This window comes from Roseixanthobacter finlandensis (assembly GCF_043195105.2).
Lineage (GTDB): Bacteria > Pseudomonadota > Alphaproteobacteria > Rhizobiales > Xanthobacteraceae > NCEH01.
Genome location: NZ_CM195536.1, coordinates 4288796 through 4308824 on the forward strand (window position 1 = coordinate 4288796; position 20029 = coordinate 4308824).

General features: G+C 68.0%; 15 protein-coding genes. 9 read left to right on the top strand and 6 right to left on the bottom strand.

Features of this window, described 5'->3' with window-relative positions; all coding sequences use genetic code 11:
• The first annotated feature begins 3 nt into the window (after positions 1-3).
• The gene (mraY, locus tag V5G24_RS20105) at positions 4-1086 is read left to right on the top strand and encodes a phospho-N-acetylmuramoyl-pentapeptide-transferase (RefSeq protein ID WP_394084908.1); all 1083 of its coding nucleotides are present in this window, start codon (positions 4-6) and stop codon (positions 1084-1086) included.
• A 108-nt stretch (positions 1087-1194) separates the two neighbouring features.
• The gene (gene murD, locus V5G24_RS20110) at positions 1195-2598 is read left to right on the top strand and encodes a UDP-N-acetylmuramoyl-L-alanine--D-glutamate ligase (RefSeq protein ID WP_394084907.1); all 1404 of its coding nucleotides are present in this window, start codon (positions 1195-1197) and stop codon (positions 2596-2598) included.
• Positions 2599-2820: 222 nt separating this feature from the next.
• Here murD and V5G24_RS20115 read toward each other — a convergent pair whose 3' ends face one another.
• Positions 2821-3237 carry an Ohr family peroxiredoxin gene (locus tag V5G24_RS20115; RefSeq protein WP_394084906.1) on the bottom strand — a complete coding sequence of 139 codons (417 nt, stop codon included), beginning with the start codon at positions 3235-3237 and terminating at the stop codon, positions 2821-2823.
• Between the two features lie 190 nt (positions 3238-3427).
• Between V5G24_RS20115 and V5G24_RS20120 the strand changes: the two genes are divergently transcribed.
• Both V5G24_RS20120 and V5G24_RS20125 read left to right on the top strand, forming a co-directional pair.
• Positions 3428-4318, top strand: coding sequence for a TIGR01459 family HAD-type hydrolase (locus V5G24_RS20120; RefSeq protein ID WP_394084905.1), 891 nt, complete (start codon positions 3428-3430; stop codon positions 4316-4318).
• 166 nt (positions 4319-4484) lie between these two features.
• Positions 4485-5450, top strand: a complete 966-nt coding sequence (locus V5G24_RS20125) for a bifunctional riboflavin kinase/FAD synthetase (RefSeq protein ID WP_394084904.1) — start codon at positions 4485-4487, stop codon at positions 5448-5450.
• Between the two features lie 39 nt (positions 5451-5489).
• On the opposite strand, the gene V5G24_RS20130 is transcribed toward V5G24_RS20125, so the two are convergent.
• Positions 5490-6740 (bottom strand): serine hydrolase, encoded by a 1251-nt coding sequence (locus V5G24_RS20130; RefSeq protein WP_509292261.1) that lies wholly within the window; start codon positions 6738-6740, stop codon positions 5490-5492.
• 242 nt (positions 6741-6982) lie between these two features.
• Between V5G24_RS20130 and V5G24_RS20135 the strand changes: the two genes are divergently transcribed.
• From V5G24_RS20135 to V5G24_RS20150, 4 genes are all read left to right on the top strand, one after another.
• The gene (locus V5G24_RS20135; protein WP_394085119.1) at positions 6983-8179 is read left to right on the top strand and encodes an aminotransferase class I/II-fold pyridoxal phosphate-dependent enzyme; all 1197 of its coding nucleotides are present in this window, start codon (positions 6983-6985) and stop codon (positions 8177-8179) included.
• Between the two features lie 14 nt (positions 8180-8193).
• A complete protein-coding gene (locus tag V5G24_RS20140; protein ID WP_394084902.1) occupies positions 8194-10803 on the top strand; it encodes a DNA translocase FtsK in 2610 nt (869 codons plus the stop codon).
• A gap of 116 nt (positions 10804-10919) precedes the next feature.
• Positions 10920-11870, top strand: coding sequence for an outer-membrane lipoprotein carrier protein LolA (locus V5G24_RS20145; RefSeq protein WP_394084901.1), 951 nt, complete (start codon positions 10920-10922; stop codon positions 11868-11870).
• A gap of 118 nt (positions 11871-11988) precedes the next feature.
• Positions 11989-12813 carry an exodeoxyribonuclease III gene (locus V5G24_RS20150; protein WP_394084900.1) on the top strand — a complete coding sequence of 275 codons (825 nt, stop codon included), beginning with the start codon at positions 11989-11991 and terminating at the stop codon, positions 12811-12813.
• A 159-nt stretch (positions 12814-12972) separates the two neighbouring features.
• Here V5G24_RS20150 and V5G24_RS20155 read toward each other — a convergent pair whose 3' ends face one another.
• From V5G24_RS20155 to V5G24_RS20170, 4 genes are all read right to left on the bottom strand, one after another.
• Entirely contained in the window at positions 12973-16584 is a 3612-nt protein-coding gene (locus V5G24_RS20155) for an autotransporter domain-containing protein (protein ID WP_394084899.1), read from the bottom strand.
• A 725-nt stretch (positions 16585-17309) separates the two neighbouring features.
• Complete coding sequence (locus V5G24_RS20160; protein ID WP_394084898.1) at positions 17310-17513, bottom strand: DUF1737 domain-containing protein; 204 nt, start codon at positions 17511-17513, stop codon at positions 17310-17312.
• A gap of 14 nt (positions 17514-17527) precedes the next feature.
• The gene (locus V5G24_RS20165) at positions 17528-18208 is read right to left on the bottom strand and encodes a DJ-1/PfpI family protein (RefSeq protein WP_394084897.1); all 681 of its coding nucleotides are present in this window, start codon (positions 18206-18208) and stop codon (positions 17528-17530) included.
• 5 nt (positions 18209-18213) lie between these two features.
• Positions 18214-19092 carry an HpcH/HpaI aldolase/citrate lyase family protein gene (locus V5G24_RS20170; protein WP_394084896.1) on the bottom strand — a complete coding sequence of 293 codons (879 nt, stop codon included), beginning with the start codon at positions 19090-19092 and terminating at the stop codon, positions 18214-18216.
• Positions 19093-19188: 96 nt separating this feature from the next.
• On the opposite strand from V5G24_RS20170, the gene V5G24_RS20175 reads away from it, so the two are divergent.
• Complete coding sequence (locus tag V5G24_RS20175) at positions 19189-19989, top strand: DUF429 domain-containing protein (RefSeq protein ID WP_394084895.1); 801 nt, start codon at positions 19189-19191, stop codon at positions 19987-19989.
• The last annotated feature ends 40 nt before the right edge of the window (positions 19990-20029 follow it).

The following is a 20029-nucleotide window of genomic DNA, read 5'->3' on the forward strand; positions in this document are numbered from 1 at the left end:
TAAATGCTTCAATGGCTCTCGCAGCTGCACGACCTCTTCCCCGGCCTGAACGTCTTCCGCTACATCACCTTCCGCACCGGCGGGGCGATCGTGACGGCGCTGCTGTTCGTGTTCCTGTTCGGGCCGTCCATCATCTCCACCTTGCGCCTCAAGCAGGGCAAGGGGCAGCCGATCCGCTCCGACGGGCCGCAATCCCATCTGCTCAAGAAAGGCACGCCCACCATGGGCGGGCTGATGATCCTCTCCGGCCTGATGGTCGCCGTGCTTTTGTGGGCGAACCTCTCCAATCCCTATGTCTGGGCGGTGCTGGCGGTGACGGCGGGGTTCGGGGTGATCGGCTTTTATGATGATTATCTCAAAGTCACCAAGCAGACCCACGCCGGCTTTTCCGGCAAGGCGCGGCTCGCGGCCGAGGCGCTGATCGGCGGGCTGGCGGTGATCGCCATCGTCCATGCCGGCAAGTCCGGGCTCTCGACGTCGGTCGCCTTCCCCTTCTTCAAGGACCTGCTGCTGGATCTCGGCTGGTTTTTCGTGCTGTTCGGCGGCTTCGTGATCGTCGCCGCCGGCAATGCGGTGAACCTGACCGACGGGCTCGATGGACTGGCCATCGTGCCGGTGATGATTGCCGCCGGCTCGTTCGGCGTCATCGCCTATCTCTCCGGCAACGTGCTGTTCGCGGATTATCTGCAGATCCATTATGTCGCCGGCGTCGGCGAACTGGCGGTGATCTGCGGAGCCATCATCGGGGCGGGGCTGGGCTTCCTGTGGTTCAATGCGCCGCCCGCGCAGATCTTCATGGGCGACACCGGCTCGCTGGCGCTGGGCGGCCTGCTCGGAACGGTGGCGGTGGCGACCAAGCATGAAATCGTGCTGGCGGTGATCGGCGGGCTGTTCGTGCTGGAGGCGATCTCGGTGATCGTGCAGGTGATTTCGTTTCGCCTCACGGGCAAGAGGGTGTTCCGCATGGCGCCCATCCACCATCATTTCGAGCAATTGGGCTGGACCGAATCCCAGGTGGTGATCCGCTTCTGGATCGTCGCCGTGGTGCTCGCCCTGCTCGGCCTCGCCACCCTCAAGCTGCGCTGAGGCGCATGCAAAACGCGCGGCAATGAGCCGGCGCGTCATCTCGGCGGCTTCCCTCGCGGGCTGCCGGGGTCTAGTGCTGACGGCACGTTTTCGTCAGGTTGCCCTTCCATGATTCCCGTTACCTGTTTCAAGGATCGCAGCGTCGCCGTGCTCGGGCTCGGCGGCTCCGGCCTCGCCACCGCGCTTGCGCTGCTGGAGGGCGGCGCCCGCGTCATCGCCTGGGACGACGGCGCGGCGGGCCGCGAGAAGGCGGCCGCGCACGGCATTCCGGTGCAGGATCTGCATGCCGTCGACTGGTCCGGCCTTTCGGCTCTGGTGCTCTCCCCCGGCGTGCCGCTCACCCATCCCGCGCCCCATTGGTCGGTGGACTTGGCCAAGGCGGCGGGCGTGGAGGTGATCGGCGACATCGAATTGTTCTGCCGCGAGCGGCGGGCCATCGCGCGCCATTCCCCGTTCGTCGCCATCACCGGTACCAACGGCAAATCCACCACCACGGCGCTGATCTCCCATCTGCTGGCGGTGGGCGGACGCGATGTGCAGATGGGCGGCAATATCGGCACCGCCATCCTTTCGCTCGCCCCGCCCAAGGGGGTGGCGCGGGTGCATGTGGTGGAATGCTCCTCCTACCAGATCGACCTTACCCCCTCCCTCGACCCCTCCGTCGGGGTGCATCTGAACCTGACGCCGGACCATCTGGATCGCCACGGAAGCCTTGAGCAGTATGGCGCGGTCAAGGAACGGCTGATCGCCGGGGTGGAACAGGGCGGCACCGCCGTGGTCGGCGTGGATGATGAGTTCTCCGCCGCCATCGCGGAGCGGGCCGAGCAGGCCGGCATCCATGTGGTGCGCATTTCGGTGGAGCGGCCCCTTGCCGACGGCATCTGGCGCGACGGGTCCGACATCGTCTGGAGCCAAGGCGGGGTCGAGCGCGAGCGGCTTTCGCTCGCCGGCATCGGCTCCTTGCGCGGCGCGCACAATGCGCAGAATGCGGCGGCCGCCTATGCCTGCGCCCGCGCCATCGGCCTCGCGCCGGAGGTGATCGCCATCGGCATGCGGCGCTTTCCCGGCCTTGCCCATCGCATGGAAGAGGTGGGGCAGCTTGGAAACGTGCTGTTCGTCAACGACAGCAAGGCCACCAATGCCGACGCCACGGAGCGGGCATTGCTGAGCTTTCACAACGTGTTCTGGATCGCCGGCGGCAAGGCGAAGGCGGGCGGAATCGAACCGCTCGCGCCGTTCTTCGACCGGGTGCGCAAGGCCTATCTGATCGGCGAGGCGGCGCCTGCCTTCGCCGCGACATTGGGCGAAAAGGTACCGCATGTGGAGGTCGGAACCCTCGATGCGGCGGTTGCGGCGGCGGCGCGGGATGCGGCGGCCTCGGGCCTTGAGGATGCGGTGGTCCTGCTCTCTCCGGCCTGCGCCAGCTTCGACCAATATCCCAATTTCGAGGTGCGCGGAGACGCCTTCCGCGCCCTGGTGCACGCCTTGCCGGGCATCGCCGCCAAGGGTTAAAGCGCGGTCCAAAGCTCCGGCCGCGCTAAAATGTTTCACGTGAAACAATAGCTTAGCGCGGACGAACAGTGGTTTCGTGGGGCTTCGCCGCGGCTCTGCGGGGCATAAAACCGGCATTTCGCCCGAACGTTCGGCGCAGATGAATCCGCACCCTGCGCGCGGGCACGGCGAACCAGCGCGGCGGGCGGATGCGGAGCGCGGGCCCCGCACCCGCGCCGGGGATCAGGCGGCGGCGAGTTCCACCTCGATGTTGCCGCGCACGGCCTTGGAATAGGGGCACACCTTGTGGGCCGCCTCCAGCAGGTCGAGCACCTCGGCCGCGCTCTTGCCGGGCACCTTGCCGGTGATCCGGGCGGCGAGGCCGAAGCCGCCTTCCACCTTGCCGAAGCTCACGGCAATCGTGACTTCCGCGCCGCGCGCATCCACGCCCTTGGCCTTGGACACGGCTTCGAGCGCGCCGCCGAAACAGGCCGCATAGCCGGCGGCGAACAGATGTTCCGGCGTGGTCTTGCCGGGTTCCAGCACGCCGTCCTTGGGCATGGCGAGGTCGGCCTTCACCGAGCCGTCGGTGGTTTCGCTATGGCCGCGACGGCCCCCGTGGGAAACGGCGGTGGCGGTGAAGACGGTTTCAAAGGACATGGGACTTCCTCTCTGATGAATGTCAGCCGCACCGGCGGCATGGAAAGCACGTCCGCGTTTGCCGCAGGGCGGAAATGCGTATGACGCACGGGCATTTCCCGCGCTGCGGCATGGTTTTCCTTGTGGCGCCGGCGCCGCCGTGGCACCTCCCTGCCAACCCGCCTGCCGCAAGTGAGCAAGGAGACAGGCCATGATCGATGGCGCCAAGGATAAGCTCGTCGCCCCCCGTTTGGTTTCCGGCCTTTCGGAGATTGCAGACGATTACGACCTGATCCTGTGCGACGTGTGGGGCGTGATGCATAACGGCCTCGCCGCGTTTCCCGCCGCCGGCGCGGCCCTGGAGCGCGCCCGCGCGGGCGGCGCGCGGGTGCTGATGGTCTCCAACGCCCCGCGCCCGAACGCCTTCGTCATCGCCATGCTGGACGGGTTCGGCGTACCGCGCACCGCTTATGACGGCATCGTCACCTCCGGCGACGTGACGCGCGACGTGCTGGCGGCGCGGCCGGGCGTGAAGCTGTTCCACCTCGGCCCGCCGCGCGACCTCGGCACGTTCGACGGGCTCGACGTGACGCCGACCAGCCTTGCGGACGCCGAGCTGGTGGTCTGCACCGGCCTGCTGAACGACGATGTGGAAACGCCCAAGGATTATGCCGAACGGCTCGCCGCCATGCAGGCGCGCGACCTGCTGTTCGTGTGCGCCAATCCCGACCTGGTGGTGGAGCGCGGCGAGACTTTGGTCTATTGCGCCGGCGCGCTGGCGCAGCTTTATGAGCAGATCGGCGGGCGGGCGATCTATTGCGGCAAGCCACACAAGCCGATCTATGAGGTGGCGCTGCGCCGCGCGGCCGCGCTCGGGGGCGCGCCGGTCCGGCCCGAGCGGGTGCTCGCCATCGGCGATGCGCTGCGCACCGACATCATCGGCGCCACGGCCGCCGGCTTCGACAGCCTGTTCATATCGAGCGGCATCCATGCCGAGGAATTGCACGGGGAAAACGGCAGCGAGCCCGATGCCGAGGCGCTGGCCAATCTGTTTTCCGATCACGCCCACCCGCGCGGCGTCATGCCTCGCCTGGCATGGTAAGGGACGGGTAAGGAGAGCCGCCGGGCCGGCCATGGGGCGCTGCGCACGAGCGTGACCCCGGCGCCGGGATGCCCGGGGCGGGCTTTACGCAAAATCCCGTGCTTGACGCTGACGGGTCCGCGCGCGAAGGGTTGCCTCCCCTCCATTGTGCCGGCCGCCCCTGCCGATGTCCGATCCTTCCGAGTCTTCCTTTCCCGTCGTCCAGGGCATCGCGCCAATCCCCGCGCGGATCGCGCGACCGGTTCTCGCCATCGGCAATTTCGACGGCGTGCATCGCGGCCACCGCGCGGTGATCAATGCCGCGCTCGCGATGGCGCAGACGCTGGGGCGCCCTGCGGCGGCGCTGACGTTCGAGCCGCATCCGCGCAGCTTCTTCCAGCCCGACGCGAACCTGTTCCGCCTCACCCCCGGCCAGCAGAAGCTGGATTGCCTCGCCCGCACCGGACTTGCCGGCGCCATCGTGCTGCCGTTCGACGCCGCGCTGGCGCGGGTGACGGCGGAGGATTTCGTCGAGGAAATCCTGGTGCGGCGGTTCGGCGTGTCGGGCGTGGTGGTGGGCTTCGATTTCCATTTCGGCCGCGCCCGCGCCGGCTCGCCCGCCTTCCTGCGCGAAGCGGGCGCGCGCCTCGGCTTTCCCGTCGAGGTGGTCGAACCGGCCCTGGACGAGGGCGATCCCATTTCCTCCAGCGCCATCCGCAATGCGCTCGCCGCCGGGCAGGTGGGCCATGCCGCCCATATGCTGGGCCGGCCCTGGAGCGTGCGCGCCACCGTGATCCACGGCGACAAGCGCGGCCGCGACCTCGGCTATCCCACCGCCAATCTCGCCATGCCGGCGGGAACCCAGCTCGCCTTCGGCATTTATGCGGTGCGCGCGCGGTTCGACGGGCAGGTGGTGGATGGGGTGGCGAGCTACGGCCGACGGCCCACGTTCGACAATGGCCGCCCGCTGCTGGAAGTGCACCTGTTCGATTTTGTCGGCGATCTCTATGGCCGCGAACTGGATGTGGCGTTCCACGGCTATCTGCGGCCGGAACTGAAGTTCGACGACATCGACGCGCTGATCGCCCAGATGAACAAGGACAGCGCCGCCGCCCGCCTGGTGCTCGCCCGCCCCCAGGTCTGGCCGGTGTGAGGGCGAAACCGGCCGGGCGTGACCCCGGCCGGCGCGCGTTCAATCCACGGTCGCGCCGTAGAGCAGGTTCTTGAACAGCATGCGGGTGACGACGCGCTGCGACGGCGCGGCGGACATGAACACGCCGACGATCTCCTCCTTCGGGTCGATGGTGAAGAAGGTGCCGCCGGCCCCCGCCCACATGGCATCCCCCACCGAGCCCGGCGCCACCGCAAACCCCTCATAGCGGCGAATCGCGAAGCCCAGCCCGAAGCCATAGCCCGGCCCTGTGCTCGCCGCCGTGGAGCCGCCGAGGCCGATCAGATGGTCGGACAGCATGAAATCCACGGTCTTGGGCGAGAGGATGCGCACGCCTTCCAGCACGCCGCCGTTCAGCATCATCTGGGAGAAGCGGAAATAATCCTCCGCCGTGGTGACGGTGCCGGCGCCGCCGAGCCGGTATCGCTTGCCGGGGTCCTGGTCCACCCGCACCCATTTCCAGCCCGCTTCCTTTTGCGGATCGGCATCGAGCGCATCGGCGAGCCGGGGCGCCTGGGCGGGCGTGAGCTGGAACGAGGTGTCCTTCATCTTCAGCGGCTTGAACAGGTTTTCGTCGAGGAACACGTCGAGCCTTTTGCCGCTCACGCGCTCCACCACCACGCCCAGCACATCCACCGAAAGGCCGTATTCGAACCGCGTGCCCGGCTCATAGGCGAGCGGGATCTTGGCGAGGCCGCTCACGAAGGCTTCCGGAGAAAGATCACCATTGCGGCTCTCAATGTCGGCCTTCACATAGCCCTCCTTGATTTCCGGGAACGGCGCGCTGCCGGAATAGGTGAGGCCCGAGGTGTGGCGCAGCAGATCCTGGATGGTGATGGGGTTTTTCGCAGGCACCACCTCGCGCACGGTCTTGCCGGCCTCGTCCTTCTTCTCGGCGATGACATTCATCGCCTTCATCTCGGGAATATATTGCCCCACCGGATCGCGCAGGCTGAGCTGCCCGCGCTCCACCAGCATCATCGCCGCCACCGAGACGAACGGCTTGGTCATGGAGAAGGCGCGGAACACCGCATCCTTGGTCATGGGCTTGGTCTTGGCGGCATCGAGGAAGCCATGGGCCTCGAAATGCACGATCTTGCCATCGTGGGCGATCAGCGTGACCGCGCCGGGGAAGGTGCCCTTGTCGATCTCCCGCTGCATGGCCACGGGGATGCGCTTGAGCGCCTCCTGGGAAAAGCTGAGGTCGTCGGCATAAGCCGCCGGAACGTGGAACAGGCTGAGCGCGAGCAAAGCCGGCGCAAGGGGTCGCATGATGCTCCCTGCCATGGGTGGTGTCTCCCGAGCTTGATTTTAATCGTTTCAGGCCGAGGGCGGAATTGGCGTTCCTGAACCCTCGGTCCGGCCGCGGCGGCGCTGGGGGCGTCCTTGGTCCGCGACGGGGCGCAGCATGCCGCTGCGGCAGGGGCGTGTCGATAGGCGTCGGGGATGCTTAGGCGGTTCTTAACCGAGTTTCGGCATTCTCGCGGTAACCCCAATCGTGCGAGACGATACCGATAACCGTGCCCGCTCCTTCCGCTCCCCCGGACCGCCGTTCCCCCTTCATCCGCCTCGCCGATCTCCTGGCCGGGACGGAGCCCGGCCGCGCGCCCCTGAGCGCTGCGGTGGGCGAGCCGCAGCATGCCATGCCGGATTTCGTCGGCCCGGTGCTGTCCGGCGCCCTGCCCGGCTTCGGCCGCTATCCCCGCGCCGAGGGCACGCCCGCGTTCCGCGCCGCCGCCGCCCAATGGCTCGGCCGGCGCTATGATCTCGCCCGCCCGGTGGATGCGGACCGCGAAGTGCTGGTGCTGAACGGCTCGCGCGAGGGCCTCGTCTCCGCCGCCATCGTTGCCCGTCGCCTGACCGGGGATCGCGGCGGCCGGCCGGTGATGCTGCTGCCCAATCCCTTCTATGCCGCCTATGCGGCGGGCGCCGAGGCCGCCGGCTGCGAGGCCATTCCCTTGCCCACCACCCGGGACTCCGGCTGGCTGCCGGACCTCGACGCCCTCGACGACGACCTGATGGCGCGCGCGGTGGCGGTGTTCATCGCCTCGCCCGCCAATCCGCAGGGGGCCATCGCCTCGCGCGCCTATCTGGAGCGGCTGCTGTCCATCACCCGCGCCCACGGCACCTATCTGTTTTCCGACGAATGCTATTCCGAGATTTATCTCGGGGCGGAAAAGCCCACCGGCATCCTGGAAGTGTGCGGCAGCGATTTTTCCGGCGTTGTGGCGTTCAACTCGCTGTCCAAGCGCTCGTCCTTGCCGGGCCTGCGCTGCGGCTTCTGCGCCGGGGATGCGGACTTCCAGAAAGCGTTCCTCGCGTTTCGCTGGGTCGCCGCGCCCCAGGTGCCCGAACCGCTCCAGGCGGTGGGCATCGCCGCCTATGGGGACGAAGCCCATGTGGAGGCCTCGCGCGCGCTTTATGTGCAGAAATTCGACCTCGCCGACCAGATGCTCGGCGGGCGCTTCGGCTATGAGCGGCCCGGCGGCGGCTTCTTCCTGTGGCTCGACGCCTCGGCGGCGGGCGGCGGGGAAGCGGCCACCTTGCGGCTGTGGAAGGAACAGGGCCTGCGCGTCGTGCCCGGCGGCTATCTCGCCCGCCCCGATGCGAACGGCATAAATGCCGGCGATCCCTATCTGCGGGTCGCCTTGGTGCAGGATCTCGCCACGTGCGGGGAGGTGCTCTCGCGCCTGCTCGCCGGGCTAGGGTAAGGGAGCTTCCGCGCATGGCCCCGGCTCGCCGTCGTCCCGCCCCCGCCATGGCCCTGCGCCATGGGCTCGGCATGGATTTCATCCCCGAAAGCGTGCGCGGCGCGGTGCGGCGCCGCTCCAGCCAGATCTGCGGCGCGGCATTGCTGTCAGCGAGCCTGTTCGCGCTCGCCACCATGGTCACCTGGACCGCGAGCGACCCGAGCCTGTCCAATGCCAGCGGCGCGCAGGTGAAGAACCTGCTCGGCCGTCCCGGCGCCATCGTCGCGGATCTGCTGATGCAGGGCCTCGGGCTCGCCAGCCTGTTCCTGCTGCTGCCGCTCGCCTATTGGGGCTGGCGGCTGCTGACCCATCGCCCGCTGCGGGGCGAGCAATTGCGCGCGGGCGCGCTCACGCTCGGCGTGCTCGGCATGAGCGCGCTGCTGAGCGCCCTGCCCACGTTCGGCGCATGGCCGGTGCCGACCGGCCTTGGCGGCGTGATCGGCGATTTGTTCCCGCGCCTGGTCGCGGTGTTCCACGGCGGCTGGTCCGGCGGCCTCGACGCGGTTCTGGTGGGCGGCGTGGGGGCGGTCGGCGGCGTGGCCGGGCTGGCCTTCGCCTGCCGGGGCGGCGCGCCGAAGCGCCAGGACGCCGATGCCGAGGGGGCGGACGACGAGGATGAGGATTTCGAGGACACCGACCGCCGGCTGATCTCGCTGGGCGCGCTCACCCATACCTTTCTTTCCGCCAAGGCCCGCCTGTTCGGCCGCCGCCGTGGTCGCTCGGCGGGCGCCATGCCCGCCGCCGGCAAGCTTTCCGGTGGCAAACTTGCCGACGGCAAGTCGGCGCCGGTGCGCGCGGCCGCCATCGGCGCCTTCGCCCGCGAGATGTTCGCCTCCGAGCGCCGCGCGGTGGACGACCAGGGCCGCGTGGAACCGCGCCTCCATGCCGGTCCCGCCCATGAGGCGCCGGCCCTCGGCGGCGTGCGCCGCGTCGACGAACAGGACGATGATTCCGACATCATGCCCGCCGAGCCCGCACCGCGCGCGGCGAGCGGACGCGCGGCCGCGGCCCGCACGCGCCAAGGCGCGCGCGAGGGGGGACGCGAAGGGCGGGGCCGTCCTCACGCCTATCGCCTGCCGGACCTGCAATTGCTGGGCGCCCCGCCCCCGTCCAAGGGGCCGACCATGAGCGAGGAAGCGCTCGCCGACACCGCCAAGCTGCTGGAAGGCACGCTGGATGATTTCGGCGTGCGCGGCGAAATCGGCCAGGTGCGGCCGGGCCCGGTGGTGACGCTCTATGAGCTGGAGCCGGCGCCGGGCATCAAGTCGTCCCGCGTGATCGGCCTCGCCGACGATATCGCCCGCTCCATGAGCGCGATTTCTGCCCGCGTCGCCGTGGTGCCGGGGCGCAACGCGATCGGCATCGAACTGCCCAATGCCAAGCGCGAGAAGGTGCTTCTGCGCGAATTGCTGGCCACCAAGGATTTCGGCGACAGCGGGCAGAAGCTCGCCATCGCGCTCGGCAAGACCATCGGCGGCGAGCCGGTGATCGTCGATCTCGCCCGCATGCCGCACCTGCTGGTGGCCGGAACCACCGGCTCGGGCAAGTCGGTGGCCATCAACACCATGATCCTCTCGCTGCTGTACCGGCTGAAGCCGGAACAGTGCCGGCTGATCATGGTCGATCCCAAGATGCTGGAACTCTCCGTCTATGACGGCATCCCCCATCTGCTCGCCCCGGTGGTGACCGACCCGAAAAAGGCGGTGGTCGCGCTCAAATGGGCGGTGCGCGAGATGGAGGACCGCTACAAGAAGATGTCCAAGCTCGGCGTGCGCAACATCGACGGCTTCAACGCCCGTGTCTCCGAGGCCGAGAAGAAGGGCGAGAGCCTCGCCCGCACGGTGCAGACCGGCTTCGACCACGAGACCGGCGAAGCCATCTATGAGCGCGAGGAAATGGAGCTGGGGCCGCTGCCCTATATCGTCGTGATCGTCGACGAGATGGCGGACCTGATGCTGACCGCCGGCAAGGAAATCGAGGGTGCCATCCAGCGCCTCGCGCAGATGGCGCGCGCCGCCGGCATCCATCTGGTGATGGCCACCCAGCGCCCCTCGGTGGATGTGATCACGGGCACCATCAAGGCCAATTTCCCGACCCGCATCTCATTCCAGGTGACCAGCAAGATCGACAGCCGCACCATTCTCGGCGAGATGGGCGCCGAACAGCTGCTCGGTCAGGGCGACATGCTCTACATGGCCGGCGGCGGCCGCATCAGCCGCGTGCATGGCCCGTTCGTTTCCGACGACGAGGTCGAGCGCGTGGTGAAGCATCTCAAGGCCCAGGCCGCGCCCGATTATCTCGAAGCCGTGACCGCCGACCTCTCCGAGGACGGGGCAGAGGGCGAGGACGGCGCGGTGTTCGACAAGGGTTCGTTCGGGGAAGAGGGGCAGGACCTCTATTCCCAGGCCGTCGCGGTGGTGCTGCGCGACAAGAAGTGTTCCACTTCCTATATCCAGCGCCGGCTTCAGATCGGCTATAACAGGGCGGCGTCCCTGGTGGAGCGGATGGAGAAGGAAGGCGTGGTCGGCGCCCCCAACCATGCCGGCAAGCGCGAAATCCTCCTCTCCGACGAGGCCGCCGAATAGCCGGGGCCGGTTTTTGGGTTGCCGCCGGGCCACAGGTTCGCCATAGGCAAGATTTATGGGGGAGTGTGACCTTGAAGATTCGTCCGCACGCCCCGTTCGCCCATCGAGACCCCCTGATGCCTCATCGCCGGCCTTCGCCTTTCGCCTTCCTCCTTGCCTTCGGCGTTGCGGCCTTCGCCGGCGCGGGGCTGAGCGGCGGCGCGACCGCGCAAGGCGTGCTTTTGCCGCCCGGCGAAGTGCTGGGACCCGGCGGCACCGCGTCGCAGCCCAGTCCCTCGCAGATTTTCGCGCCCCAGGTGGCGGTGCCCAAGCCGAGCGCGCCCGCCGCGCCCCAGAGCCTTGCGCCGCAATCGGCCGCGCAGGCCTCCGCCGCGCCAGTCAACGTGCCCTTGCCCCAGCAGCGCCCGGCGAGCGCCAATGCCGCCCCCGGCGCGCCGCTTCAGCTCGCCCCCAACCAGAGCGCCGCCCGCGCCAACGGCCCACGCGCGCCGCAGGGGCCGGTCGCCGCGCCCTCCCAGACCAATCTCGACAGCGCCGACCCCGCCACCGCCGACAAGATCAGCGCCTATTGGAATTCGGTGCAGACCCTCACCGGCACGTTCGTGCAGGTGGATCCCGACGGCACGCGCAAGACCGGCGATTTCTACATGCAGAAGCCCGGCCGGGTGCGCTTCGAATATGACGCGCCGGTGCCCATCGAGCTGATCGCCAACGGCCAGTCGGTGGCGGTGCGCGACCGCAAGCTGAACACGCAGGACATCACCCCGCTGTCGCAGACGCCGCTGCGCTTCCTGCTGTCCGAGCGCACGGACCTTGCCCGCGACCCGCATGTGAAGGGCGTCTACCAGGACGACCTCTACATCAGCGTGGTGATGGAAGAGACCATCCCCATGATCGGCACCTATCGCCTGCTGATCCTGTTCGACGCCAAGAACTACAGCCTCAAGCAATGGATCGTCACCGATCCGCAGGGCTATGACACCTCGGTCGCGCTCTACAAGCTCGACTATACCCGCCGGCCCGATCCCAAGCTGTTCGTGATCAATTTCGAACGCATGCTGCAATAGGGCGCCGACGACGCTCCCGCCCGCCGCTCTTGTGCCCTTGCCAGCGCATGCGCCCTTGCCAGCGCGCATGCCGAGGGTCTAGGTCTCGCGCTCCCGCCGAACGAGCGTCGAGTCCTCCGTGTCCCTCACCGTCTGCACCTGGAACATCAATTCCATCCGCATCCGCCTCGACCTCGTGAAGGCCATGGTGGAGCGCTTGAAGCCCGACGTCCTGTGCCTCCAGGAAACCAAGTGCCAGGACGACAAGTTTCCACTCGCGGCAGTGCGCGAGCTGGGCTTTCCCCATATCGCACTCAACGGGCAGAAGGGCTGGCACGGGGTCGCGACGCTCTCGCGTCTGCCGTTCGAGGCCATCGAGCGGCAGGAATTCTGCGCCAAGGGCGATGCCCGCCATATCGCCGTGACGCTCGGCGCCTCGGCCGGGCTGTCCGCGCCGGTGACGGTGCATAATTTCTACGTGCCGGCGGGCGGCGACATTCCCGACCCGGAGCTGAACGAGAAATTCGCCCACAAGCTGGCGTTTCTCGACGAACTCACCGCCTGGGAGCGCCTGCCCCAGCAGGTGAATGCGCAGGATGGCCACGCGGTGCTGGTGGGCGATCTCAACATCGCGCCGCTGGAAACCGACGTGTGGGGCCACAAGCAATTGCTCGGCGTGGTGAGCCACACCCCGGTGGAGGTGGACCGGCTGAATGCGCTCCAGGCCTCAGGCCCCTGGGTGGACGTGATGCGCCGCTTTGTGCCGCCGCAGGAGAAGCTGTTCACCTGGTGGAGCTATCGCTCGCCCGACTGGACGGTGAACGATCGCGGCCGCCGGCTCGACCATGTGTGGACCAGCCCCGGCCTTGCCCCCCACGCCAGCGCCATGACCGTGCTGCGCGAGGCCCGCAGCTGGGAGCGGCCCTCCGACCATGTGCCGGTGGCGGTGACGTTCGAGGTCTGACACTGAGAGCATTTCATTATTTCCCGGAAACAATGAATTGCTCTCAGTCATTGCGTTGTCGCATTTTCTTCACGCGAACCGGTATCCACTTCGCTCGAAAATGCTCCAGACGGATTCACCGATCAGGTTGAAACAACCTGATCGGTTCCGGCCCTCGCCTCAGAACTGCAGCGAGAACTGTGCAGTGAAGGCGTTCTGCGTGGCGTTGCTGGCGAGCTGGCCGGTATAGTTCACCGACAAGGCCGCCACGTTCGAGAGCTGGTAGGACAGCCCTGCCCCCAGCATCAGCGCATCTTCCGCGATCGGCACGCCCGACACCTGGAACGGCGTCGCGCCGCCCTGGAACAGCATGGTGGAGGTTGGGTCCGTGTCGCCGAACGCATGCTGCCAGCCGAGGGTCGCGTTCGGGGTCAGCGTATGCCCCATCACCTGGAGCGTGGTCGCGGCCCGCACGCCGAGCGTGGTGTAGAAGGTATCGAACGACTCGATGCTCCCGCGCAGCCCCGCCGCGCCCCAGGTCTCGGTGAAGGACCCTGCGTTGGTCGCCACATAGGCCGCCGCGACGAACGGCTCGAAGGCATAGGCGCCGACCGCCATGTCATAGCCGAGTTCGCCGAACACCTGGGTGGTTCCCACGGTATAGCCGGCGCTGAGCCCCTGGTACACGCCCGGGAAAGCCACGGTGCGGTCCACGGAAACATCGTGCCACGTGTAGGAGAGCCCGCCTCTCGCAGCCAGGGCACCGAACTGGGCGGCGCCGTAGAGGCCGAGGTCGTAATTGTCCATGGAGCCGGAGGACGACCGCGAATCCACGTCGAACTGCGACTGGCTGAAGCCGCCGAAGATGCCGGCCCGGGCATTGGGCAGAACCGCCACGTCGGCACCGATGAGGAAGCCGCCGATGGAGTTGGAGATGCTCGCCGCATTGCCGTCGGAGAAGGTGTTGCCCCATCCGCCATAGCCCTGGGCCCACAGCGTGGGCGTGAGGCTGGCGGAGAGCTGGGCGGTCGCCGGCCCCGCGGCCTTGGAGGCATAAGACAAAGGCTCGACGCCCGGCGCGAACACCGATTGGCGCAGCCGGCCGGTCACCGCATCGCGCACATAGACCGACTGCTGCTGGATCACGCTCGCCGTCGAAGCATAGATCTCGCCGGACAATGCATTGAGGGCGGTGGGCACGGACGCGGCCGGCAATTGCAGCACCGCGTCGAACACCGTATTGCCCAAGCCGAGCATCTGGGTGGCTTCGGCGGTGGTGATCTGGTTCGGGGTCACGGCGAGGCTGGCGAACCTGACGTCATTGCGCGCCAACGTCAGATAGACATTGTAGGTGTCGTAGCTGAGCAGCGGTGTCAGGAAGGCGTAGTTCGCGGTGACGGCGGCGAACTGGCCGTTCACGCCGCCGTTCGCGGAGAGAATGGTGTAGGTCGCCAGCGGCTTGGTATAGCCGCTGTCGGCCAGCACCTGAACCGTGCCGCCGGTCAGCGTGGCGGTGCCGCTCGCGATGATCAGGTCATGCGCCGCCATGGTGACATCGACCACATAGGTGGTGCCGGCCGCGAATGCGACGTTGCCGTTTACCGCCAGCGTGCCGGGAGAATAGCCGGGGGAGACCGTTCCGCCCGACTGCACCGTGAGGCCGCCAATGGTCCCCGTGCCACCGATCGTACCGCCCGCGCCCACCAGGAACGGTGAGGTGGAGACGGCGCCGGGCGACAGGATGAAGTCGGAACCCTCCACATCGATGGAGCCGTTGAACCCGCTGGCGCCGGTGAAGTTCACCGTGCCGCCGATGATCGTCACCGAGCCGGAGCCGGAGATGCTCCCCGGGAATTCGTAGGTGCCGGACCGGTTGAACACCAGCGCGGCATTGTTGACGATATCGCCGAGGACCGAGCCGACCGTGCCGCCATCGCCGATCTGCAGCGTGCCCTGGTTGATGAACGTGCCGCCGGTATAGATGTTCTCGCCGGTCAGGATCAGCGTGCCGGTGCCGTTCTTGATGAGTGCGCCCGCGCCGGAAATCACATTGGCATAGATGACCTGGTCGGAGCGGTTGAAGGCCAAGGCTGCACCGTTCGCCACCACGACGTCATTGGCGATGGTGCCGGAGGTGCCGCCATTGCCGACCTGTAGCGTGCCGCCATTGACGGCGAACGCGCCCGCAAGGCTGCCGCCGCTGCCCACCAGGCTCCAGGTGCCGCTGCCCGACTTCACGAGCGTGGAGAAGCCCTGGAAGGCGCCGGTCGCGCTGACGCTGGCGAGATCGAGCGTGCCGGAGGCGCTGCCGTTCAATTCCAGCGTGTTACCGGTGCTGGCGTTGATGACATTGCCCACCAGCGTGGCGGTGTCGGCGAGCACCAGGCGATTGCTGCCCGAGCCGAAGCTGATCGCGGTGCCGGACGGGGAGCCGGCGGAGATCCTGCCGCTGGTTGTAACGGTCGAGTTCCCGTTGCCGGTCTGGACCGCGATCGCGCCGGTGGTCGCGAGCGTCCCGCTGTTCACCAGCGCATTGGTCGTGGCGTCGATCAGCACCGCAAGGTCGCTGGCGTTAACCGTGCCGGTATTGGTCACCCGGGCCGTGCCGGCGATGGTGGGAACGGTGGCATCGGTTGTGCCCGTGCCGACGCCGCTATTGACGACGATGCCATAGACGCCGGTGACGGTACCGTCATTGACGACGGTCGCATTGCCCGTGGGGGTCTCGGCCCGGATGCCGGCATCCCGGTTCGAGGTCACGTTGCCGGTCGCGGTATTGGTGATGCTGACATCGCCGGAGGTGTAGGCCGAGGTGCGCAGGCCGTTCATGCCCTGGGGGCTGGTGAGGGCGGAATGCGCGGCGTCGAGCGTCGGGTCGCCGGTGGCCGTGACCGTGCCGCTGTTCACGATGGTCGAGGATCCGATCTCCGACATGGCAAAGACCGCATTGTCATTGCCGGAGGTCACATGGCCGGAGTTGCGGATCAGCGAATCGCCCGCGGCCGACCAGGTGACCAAGCCTTGCTGCAGCGTGGAATTCACCGTGCCGTCATTGATGATCTGGGCCAAGCCGAAATAATCGATGACGCGGATGCTCGCGCCCATCGAACTGACGGTGCCGGTCGCCGTGTTGGTGACCGAGACGGTCTGCTCCGTGCCATCGGTCGGACCACGATAATTGCCGTCCGCATAGATGCCGCGACCATTGACCGAAGTAACCGAACCGCTGTTGACCACGGTCACGGCGCCGAGATTGGTGGTGGCATCGAGCGCGGCCGCGGGGGGATAAACGGTCGCGGTCCAAGAGCTGAGCAGCGTGCCGGCATTGTCGATGGAGATCGAGCCGCCGTAATCATTGCGCACCCAGACCGCGCCGAAGCCGTCATGCGAGGTGATGCTGACGCCGGCACCCACCGTGACGGCGGCATTGACGGTCACGGGGATCACGGTTCCCCCCGAATTCGTCCCGAACTGCATGATAAGGCCGCTATAGGCCGGATTGTTGATCACCGTATTTCCGGTGATGGTCACGGTTTGATCATAGGTCCCGGTGGTCAGCGGGGAAACATAGCCCACGCCGACCGTGGTCAGGTCGGTAACGGTGAGCGAGCCGGTGCCGGGAACCATGCTCACCGACGCGAAGGTCGAGTCGCACTGCACGAGGGTGGTCGTGCCGGTCACGGTGCAATTGCTCGGCGGCAAGGCGAGCGCAGACGTCGGCGCGCTCAGTGAAGCGGCGAGCACGAGGCCGCCCACAATCAGCACCGAGCCCAAGGCGGAGGAGCCGAGCAATCCGCTCCGGACTGTCCGCCGCTCTGTCCGCCCTTCCCCTGCAACGTGCACGTGCGTCCAACGGCGAGGCGTACTCGCCCCGTCTACAATGTTCCCACGCGCCATCCCAGATCCCCCCGCTGCCGCCCATTTTTTATCGTCAGAGCAAGCACTTAACACGCAGCCCCTGCGCCACAGAGTCTGTGCCACAGCTGTCATATGACAGAACTTTGTCAGGCGGAGTCAACAATGATTAATTTCCACAGCGCATCACCCCTCGCCTGCTCCCGGTTTTTGCCTGGCTGGATTTGGAATGTTTCCGCAATCCCCCCCCCGGCGGGGATGAGGAGAGCGCGCAAACCGGCGCTCGGCGAGGCGGTGCGTGGTGACCGGAAGGTGTCGGCGCGGCGCGATGGATCCAGCGATCCTGCCGCCGCTATGCGTGTCGAGGCGCGGCGGCCGGGCTGAGATAGCGAATGCGGCCGGGCTGAGATAGCCAATCAAGAATCAAGGAGATCTGCCAGCGCCTCGCACACTCCGGCGACCGGCGCACCCCCGCCCTGCCGCGGCGCAATGGTTGCGGTCAATCCGAGGCGGATCTATCGGTTCTGTAAGGATTGGCTGGGAGCCGCGCAAAACGGCGCCCCGCGCGGCGCCTGCGGGCTGTAGGCAGGCGCCCGAGCTCGATCCGACCAGGGCTTCGCGGGGCAGGCTCGGCTGGGAATGGCTCGGCTGGGAATGGCCGCTCAGTATTCCGAGAGCACCACGTCGTCGGACCAGTCGCCGGGCACCTCCTTGACGATCGCCTGGCCGCAGATCACGCGGCCCTTCACGGGATCGAAGGTCAGCGTCGGCGCACCGTGCAATTGCCAGCCCTTGTTGAGCGCCGCACTCACGCGCTTGCAGAAGGCGACGTCGTCGGGACCGGTCAGATAACGATAGAGCTTCATGGGGAGCACCCGGTTCAAGGCGTATTGAGCCGCCGGCCCACCTTTTCCGCCACCTCTTCGCGGCGGCGCTGGAACGCGGCGGTGCGGGCCCGCACCTCCTCGATCAGGCGGGGGTCCTCCTCGCCCATGGGCGCGAAAGGCGGCTGGGGATCATATTCGATGGCGAGGCGGATGCGCCGCGCTTCTTCCTCGCCGGCGATCTCCTGGGCGAGCCGCAAGGCGAAATCAAGCCCGGAGGTGACGCCCGCCCCGGTGATGCGGTTGCGGTCGATCACCACCCGCTCCGCCACCGGAATGGCGCCCATCAGCGCCAATTGGTCGAGCGAGAGCCAGTGGCAAGTGGCGCGATAGCCGCGCAGCAGGCCGGCGGCAGCGAGCACCAGCGAGCCGGTGCACACCGAAGTGATGTAGCGCGCGCCCTTGGCCTGGGCATAGAGGAAGTCGAGCACATCCTCGTCTTCCATCAGCTCCAGCTGGCCCGGACCGCCGGGCACGAACAGCACGTCGCCAGGCAGGGCTTTCGAGAATTTCACGCTCGGCACGATGGAGAGGCCGGCGGCGTCCGCCACCGGCTTGGTCTTCTTCCAGGCGATCTGCACCTTCGCGTCCGGGAGGCGGGCGAACACCTCGAACGGCGCGGTGAAATCGAGCTGGGTCATGCCGGGATAGGCCAGCATGGTGATGGTGAGGGCCATGGCGGTCAGGCGCGCCCGGCGATGGCGTCGGCAAGCGCCACCGTGCGCCGCGCCATGTCGGCGTGCATCCGCTCCACCATGCGCCCGTCCAGCGTCACCACGCCCTTGCCGGCATTCTCCGGCAGGTCGAACACGTCGATGATGGCGCGGGCGCGGGCGATTTCCGCTTCCGGCGGGCTGAAGGCGGTGTTGCAGGGCTCGATCTGGGTGGGGTGGATCAGCGTCTTGCCGTCCATGCCCATCTCGACGCCCTGGGCGCATTCGGCGAGAAAACCCTCCTGGTCCTGGAACTGGTTCCACACCCCGTCCAGCACGTCGATGCCATAGGCATGGGCGGCGGCGACCGCCATCATCAGCCAGCCGTACATGGGCGCGCGGCCGGGCACGAGCGCGGCGCGGGTTTCCTTGGCGAGATCATTGGTGCCGAGCACGAACACGTCGAGCCGGGTCAGCGGATCGCGCGCGGCCTCTGCAATTTCCTTGAGGGCGAAGATGGCGAGCGGGGTCTCGATCATCGCCCACACGCGGGTCTCGTCCGGCACGCCGAGCGCTTTCAGGCGCGCGCCCACCACCTGGAGCTGCTCGGGGTCCTGCACCTTGGGCAGCAGGATGGCGTCGGGCGCGGCACCGGCGGCGGCGGTGAGATCGTCGGCGCCCCAGGGCGTATCCAGACCGTTGACGCGGATCACCACCTCGCGATGGCCGAAGCCGCCGGCCTTCACGCTGTCCACCACCCGCGCCCGGGCCTCCACCTTGGCGTCGGGGGCGACCGCGTCCTCCAGATCCAGGATCACCGCATCGGCCGGCAGGGTGCGGGCCTTTTCCAGGGCGCGCGCATTGGAACCGGGCATGTACAGCACGCTGCGGCGCGGACGGATGCTCATCGTGGCTCTCTCCCCCTCAGGAATTGTGCTCTGCAACCTAGCCGGGGATGCGGGCGCATGCCAACGTCAAAGCTGATCCTTCGCCGACCCAGGACGATGATGCAGACCCAGCCTCCGCTTTCCCCGCCGCAGCGCTATGCCGGCTTCGACGGCTGCCCCGGCGGCTGGGTGCGCGCGATCTGGGACGGGCACGGCACTCTGGAATTGGCGCGCATCGGCCGGCTGGAGGAGAGCTTTTCCGGCGATCCGGCGTTCGCCTGCGCCGCGCTCGACATTCCCATCGGCCTGCCGGAGCGGGTCGGGGCCGGCGGGCGCGCGCCGGAGCGCCTCGTGCGGCCGCTGCTGGGGATGCGGCAGTCGAGCGTGTTCTCGGTGCCGTCGCGCGCCGCCGTCACCGCCGGCATCGGCGAAGGCACGGGCGCGGACGCCGGGCAGCAGGAAGGTGCGCTTTATGCCGCCGCCTGCGCCGCCGCGCGTGCGACCTCCGATCCGCCGCGCGCGGTTTCCAAGCAATGCTTCCACATCTTCCCCAAGATCGCCGAAGCCGACCGCCTGCTGCGCGCCCGGCCGGAATTGCGGGCGCGGCTGGTGGAATGCCACCCGGAAGTGAGTTTCCAGGCGATGCAGGGCCATGCGCTCGCCGAGCCGAAGAAGGTGAAGAGCGCGCCTTGTGCGCCCGGCCTCGCGCTGCGCATCGGCCTGCTCGCCGGGGCCGGACTGCCGACCGAGGCGCTGACGGCCTCCACCGCGCGCATGCTGCGGGTGGGGCTCGACGATCTCATCGATGCGAGCGCCTGCGCCTGGACCGCATGGCGGGTGGCCCATGGGACCGCGCTCTGCTTTCCCGATCCGCCGGAGACCGACGCCTTCGGCCTGCGAATCGCGATCCGCGCCTGAACGAAGCTCCTCGCCCCGCGCAGACCAGCCCTGCAAACGG

What these genes read in the sequence shown, in the direction of transcription:
- V5G24_RS20140 (WP_394084902.1), top strand. Translation starts at nt 8,194, where the DNA reads ATGGCCCCGGCTCGCCGTCGTCCCGCCCCCGCCATGGCCCTGCGCCAT.
- V5G24_RS20165 (WP_394084897.1), bottom strand. Translation starts at nt 18,208, where the DNA reads ATGGCCCTCACCATCACCATGCTGGCCTATCCCGGCATGACCCAGCTC.
- mraY (WP_394084908.1), top strand. Translation starts at nt 4, where the DNA reads ATGCTTCAATGGCTCTCGCAGCTGCACGACCTCTTCCCCGGCCTGAAC.
- V5G24_RS20115 (WP_394084906.1), bottom strand. Translation starts at nt 3,237, where the DNA reads ATGTCCTTTGAAACCGTCTTCACCGCCACCGCCGTTTCCCACGGGGGC.
- V5G24_RS20130 (WP_509292261.1), bottom strand. Translation starts at nt 6,740, where the DNA reads ATGCGACCCCTTGCGCCGGCTTTGCTCGCGCTCAGCCTGTTCCACGTT.
- V5G24_RS20170 (WP_394084896.1), bottom strand. Translation starts at nt 19,092, where the DNA reads ATGAGCATCCGTCCGCGCCGCAGCGTGCTGTACATGCCCGGTTCCAAT.
- murD (WP_394084907.1), top strand. Translation starts at nt 1,195, where the DNA reads ATGATTCCCGTTACCTGTTTCAAGGATCGCAGCGTCGCCGTGCTCGGG.
- V5G24_RS20145 (WP_394084901.1), top strand. Translation starts at nt 10,920, where the DNA reads ATGCCTCATCGCCGGCCTTCGCCTTTCGCCTTCCTCCTTGCCTTCGGC.
- V5G24_RS20175 (WP_394084895.1), top strand. Translation starts at nt 19,189, where the DNA reads ATGATGCAGACCCAGCCTCCGCTTTCCCCGCCGCAGCGCTATGCCGGC.
- V5G24_RS20160 (WP_394084898.1), bottom strand. Translation starts at nt 17,513, where the DNA reads ATGAAGCTCTATCGTTATCTGACCGGTCCCGACGACGTCGCCTTCTGC.
- V5G24_RS20125 (WP_394084904.1), top strand. Translation starts at nt 4,485, where the DNA reads ATGTCCGATCCTTCCGAGTCTTCCTTTCCCGTCGTCCAGGGCATCGCG.
- V5G24_RS20120 (WP_394084905.1), top strand. Translation starts at nt 3,428, where the DNA reads ATGATCGATGGCGCCAAGGATAAGCTCGTCGCCCCCCGTTTGGTTTCC.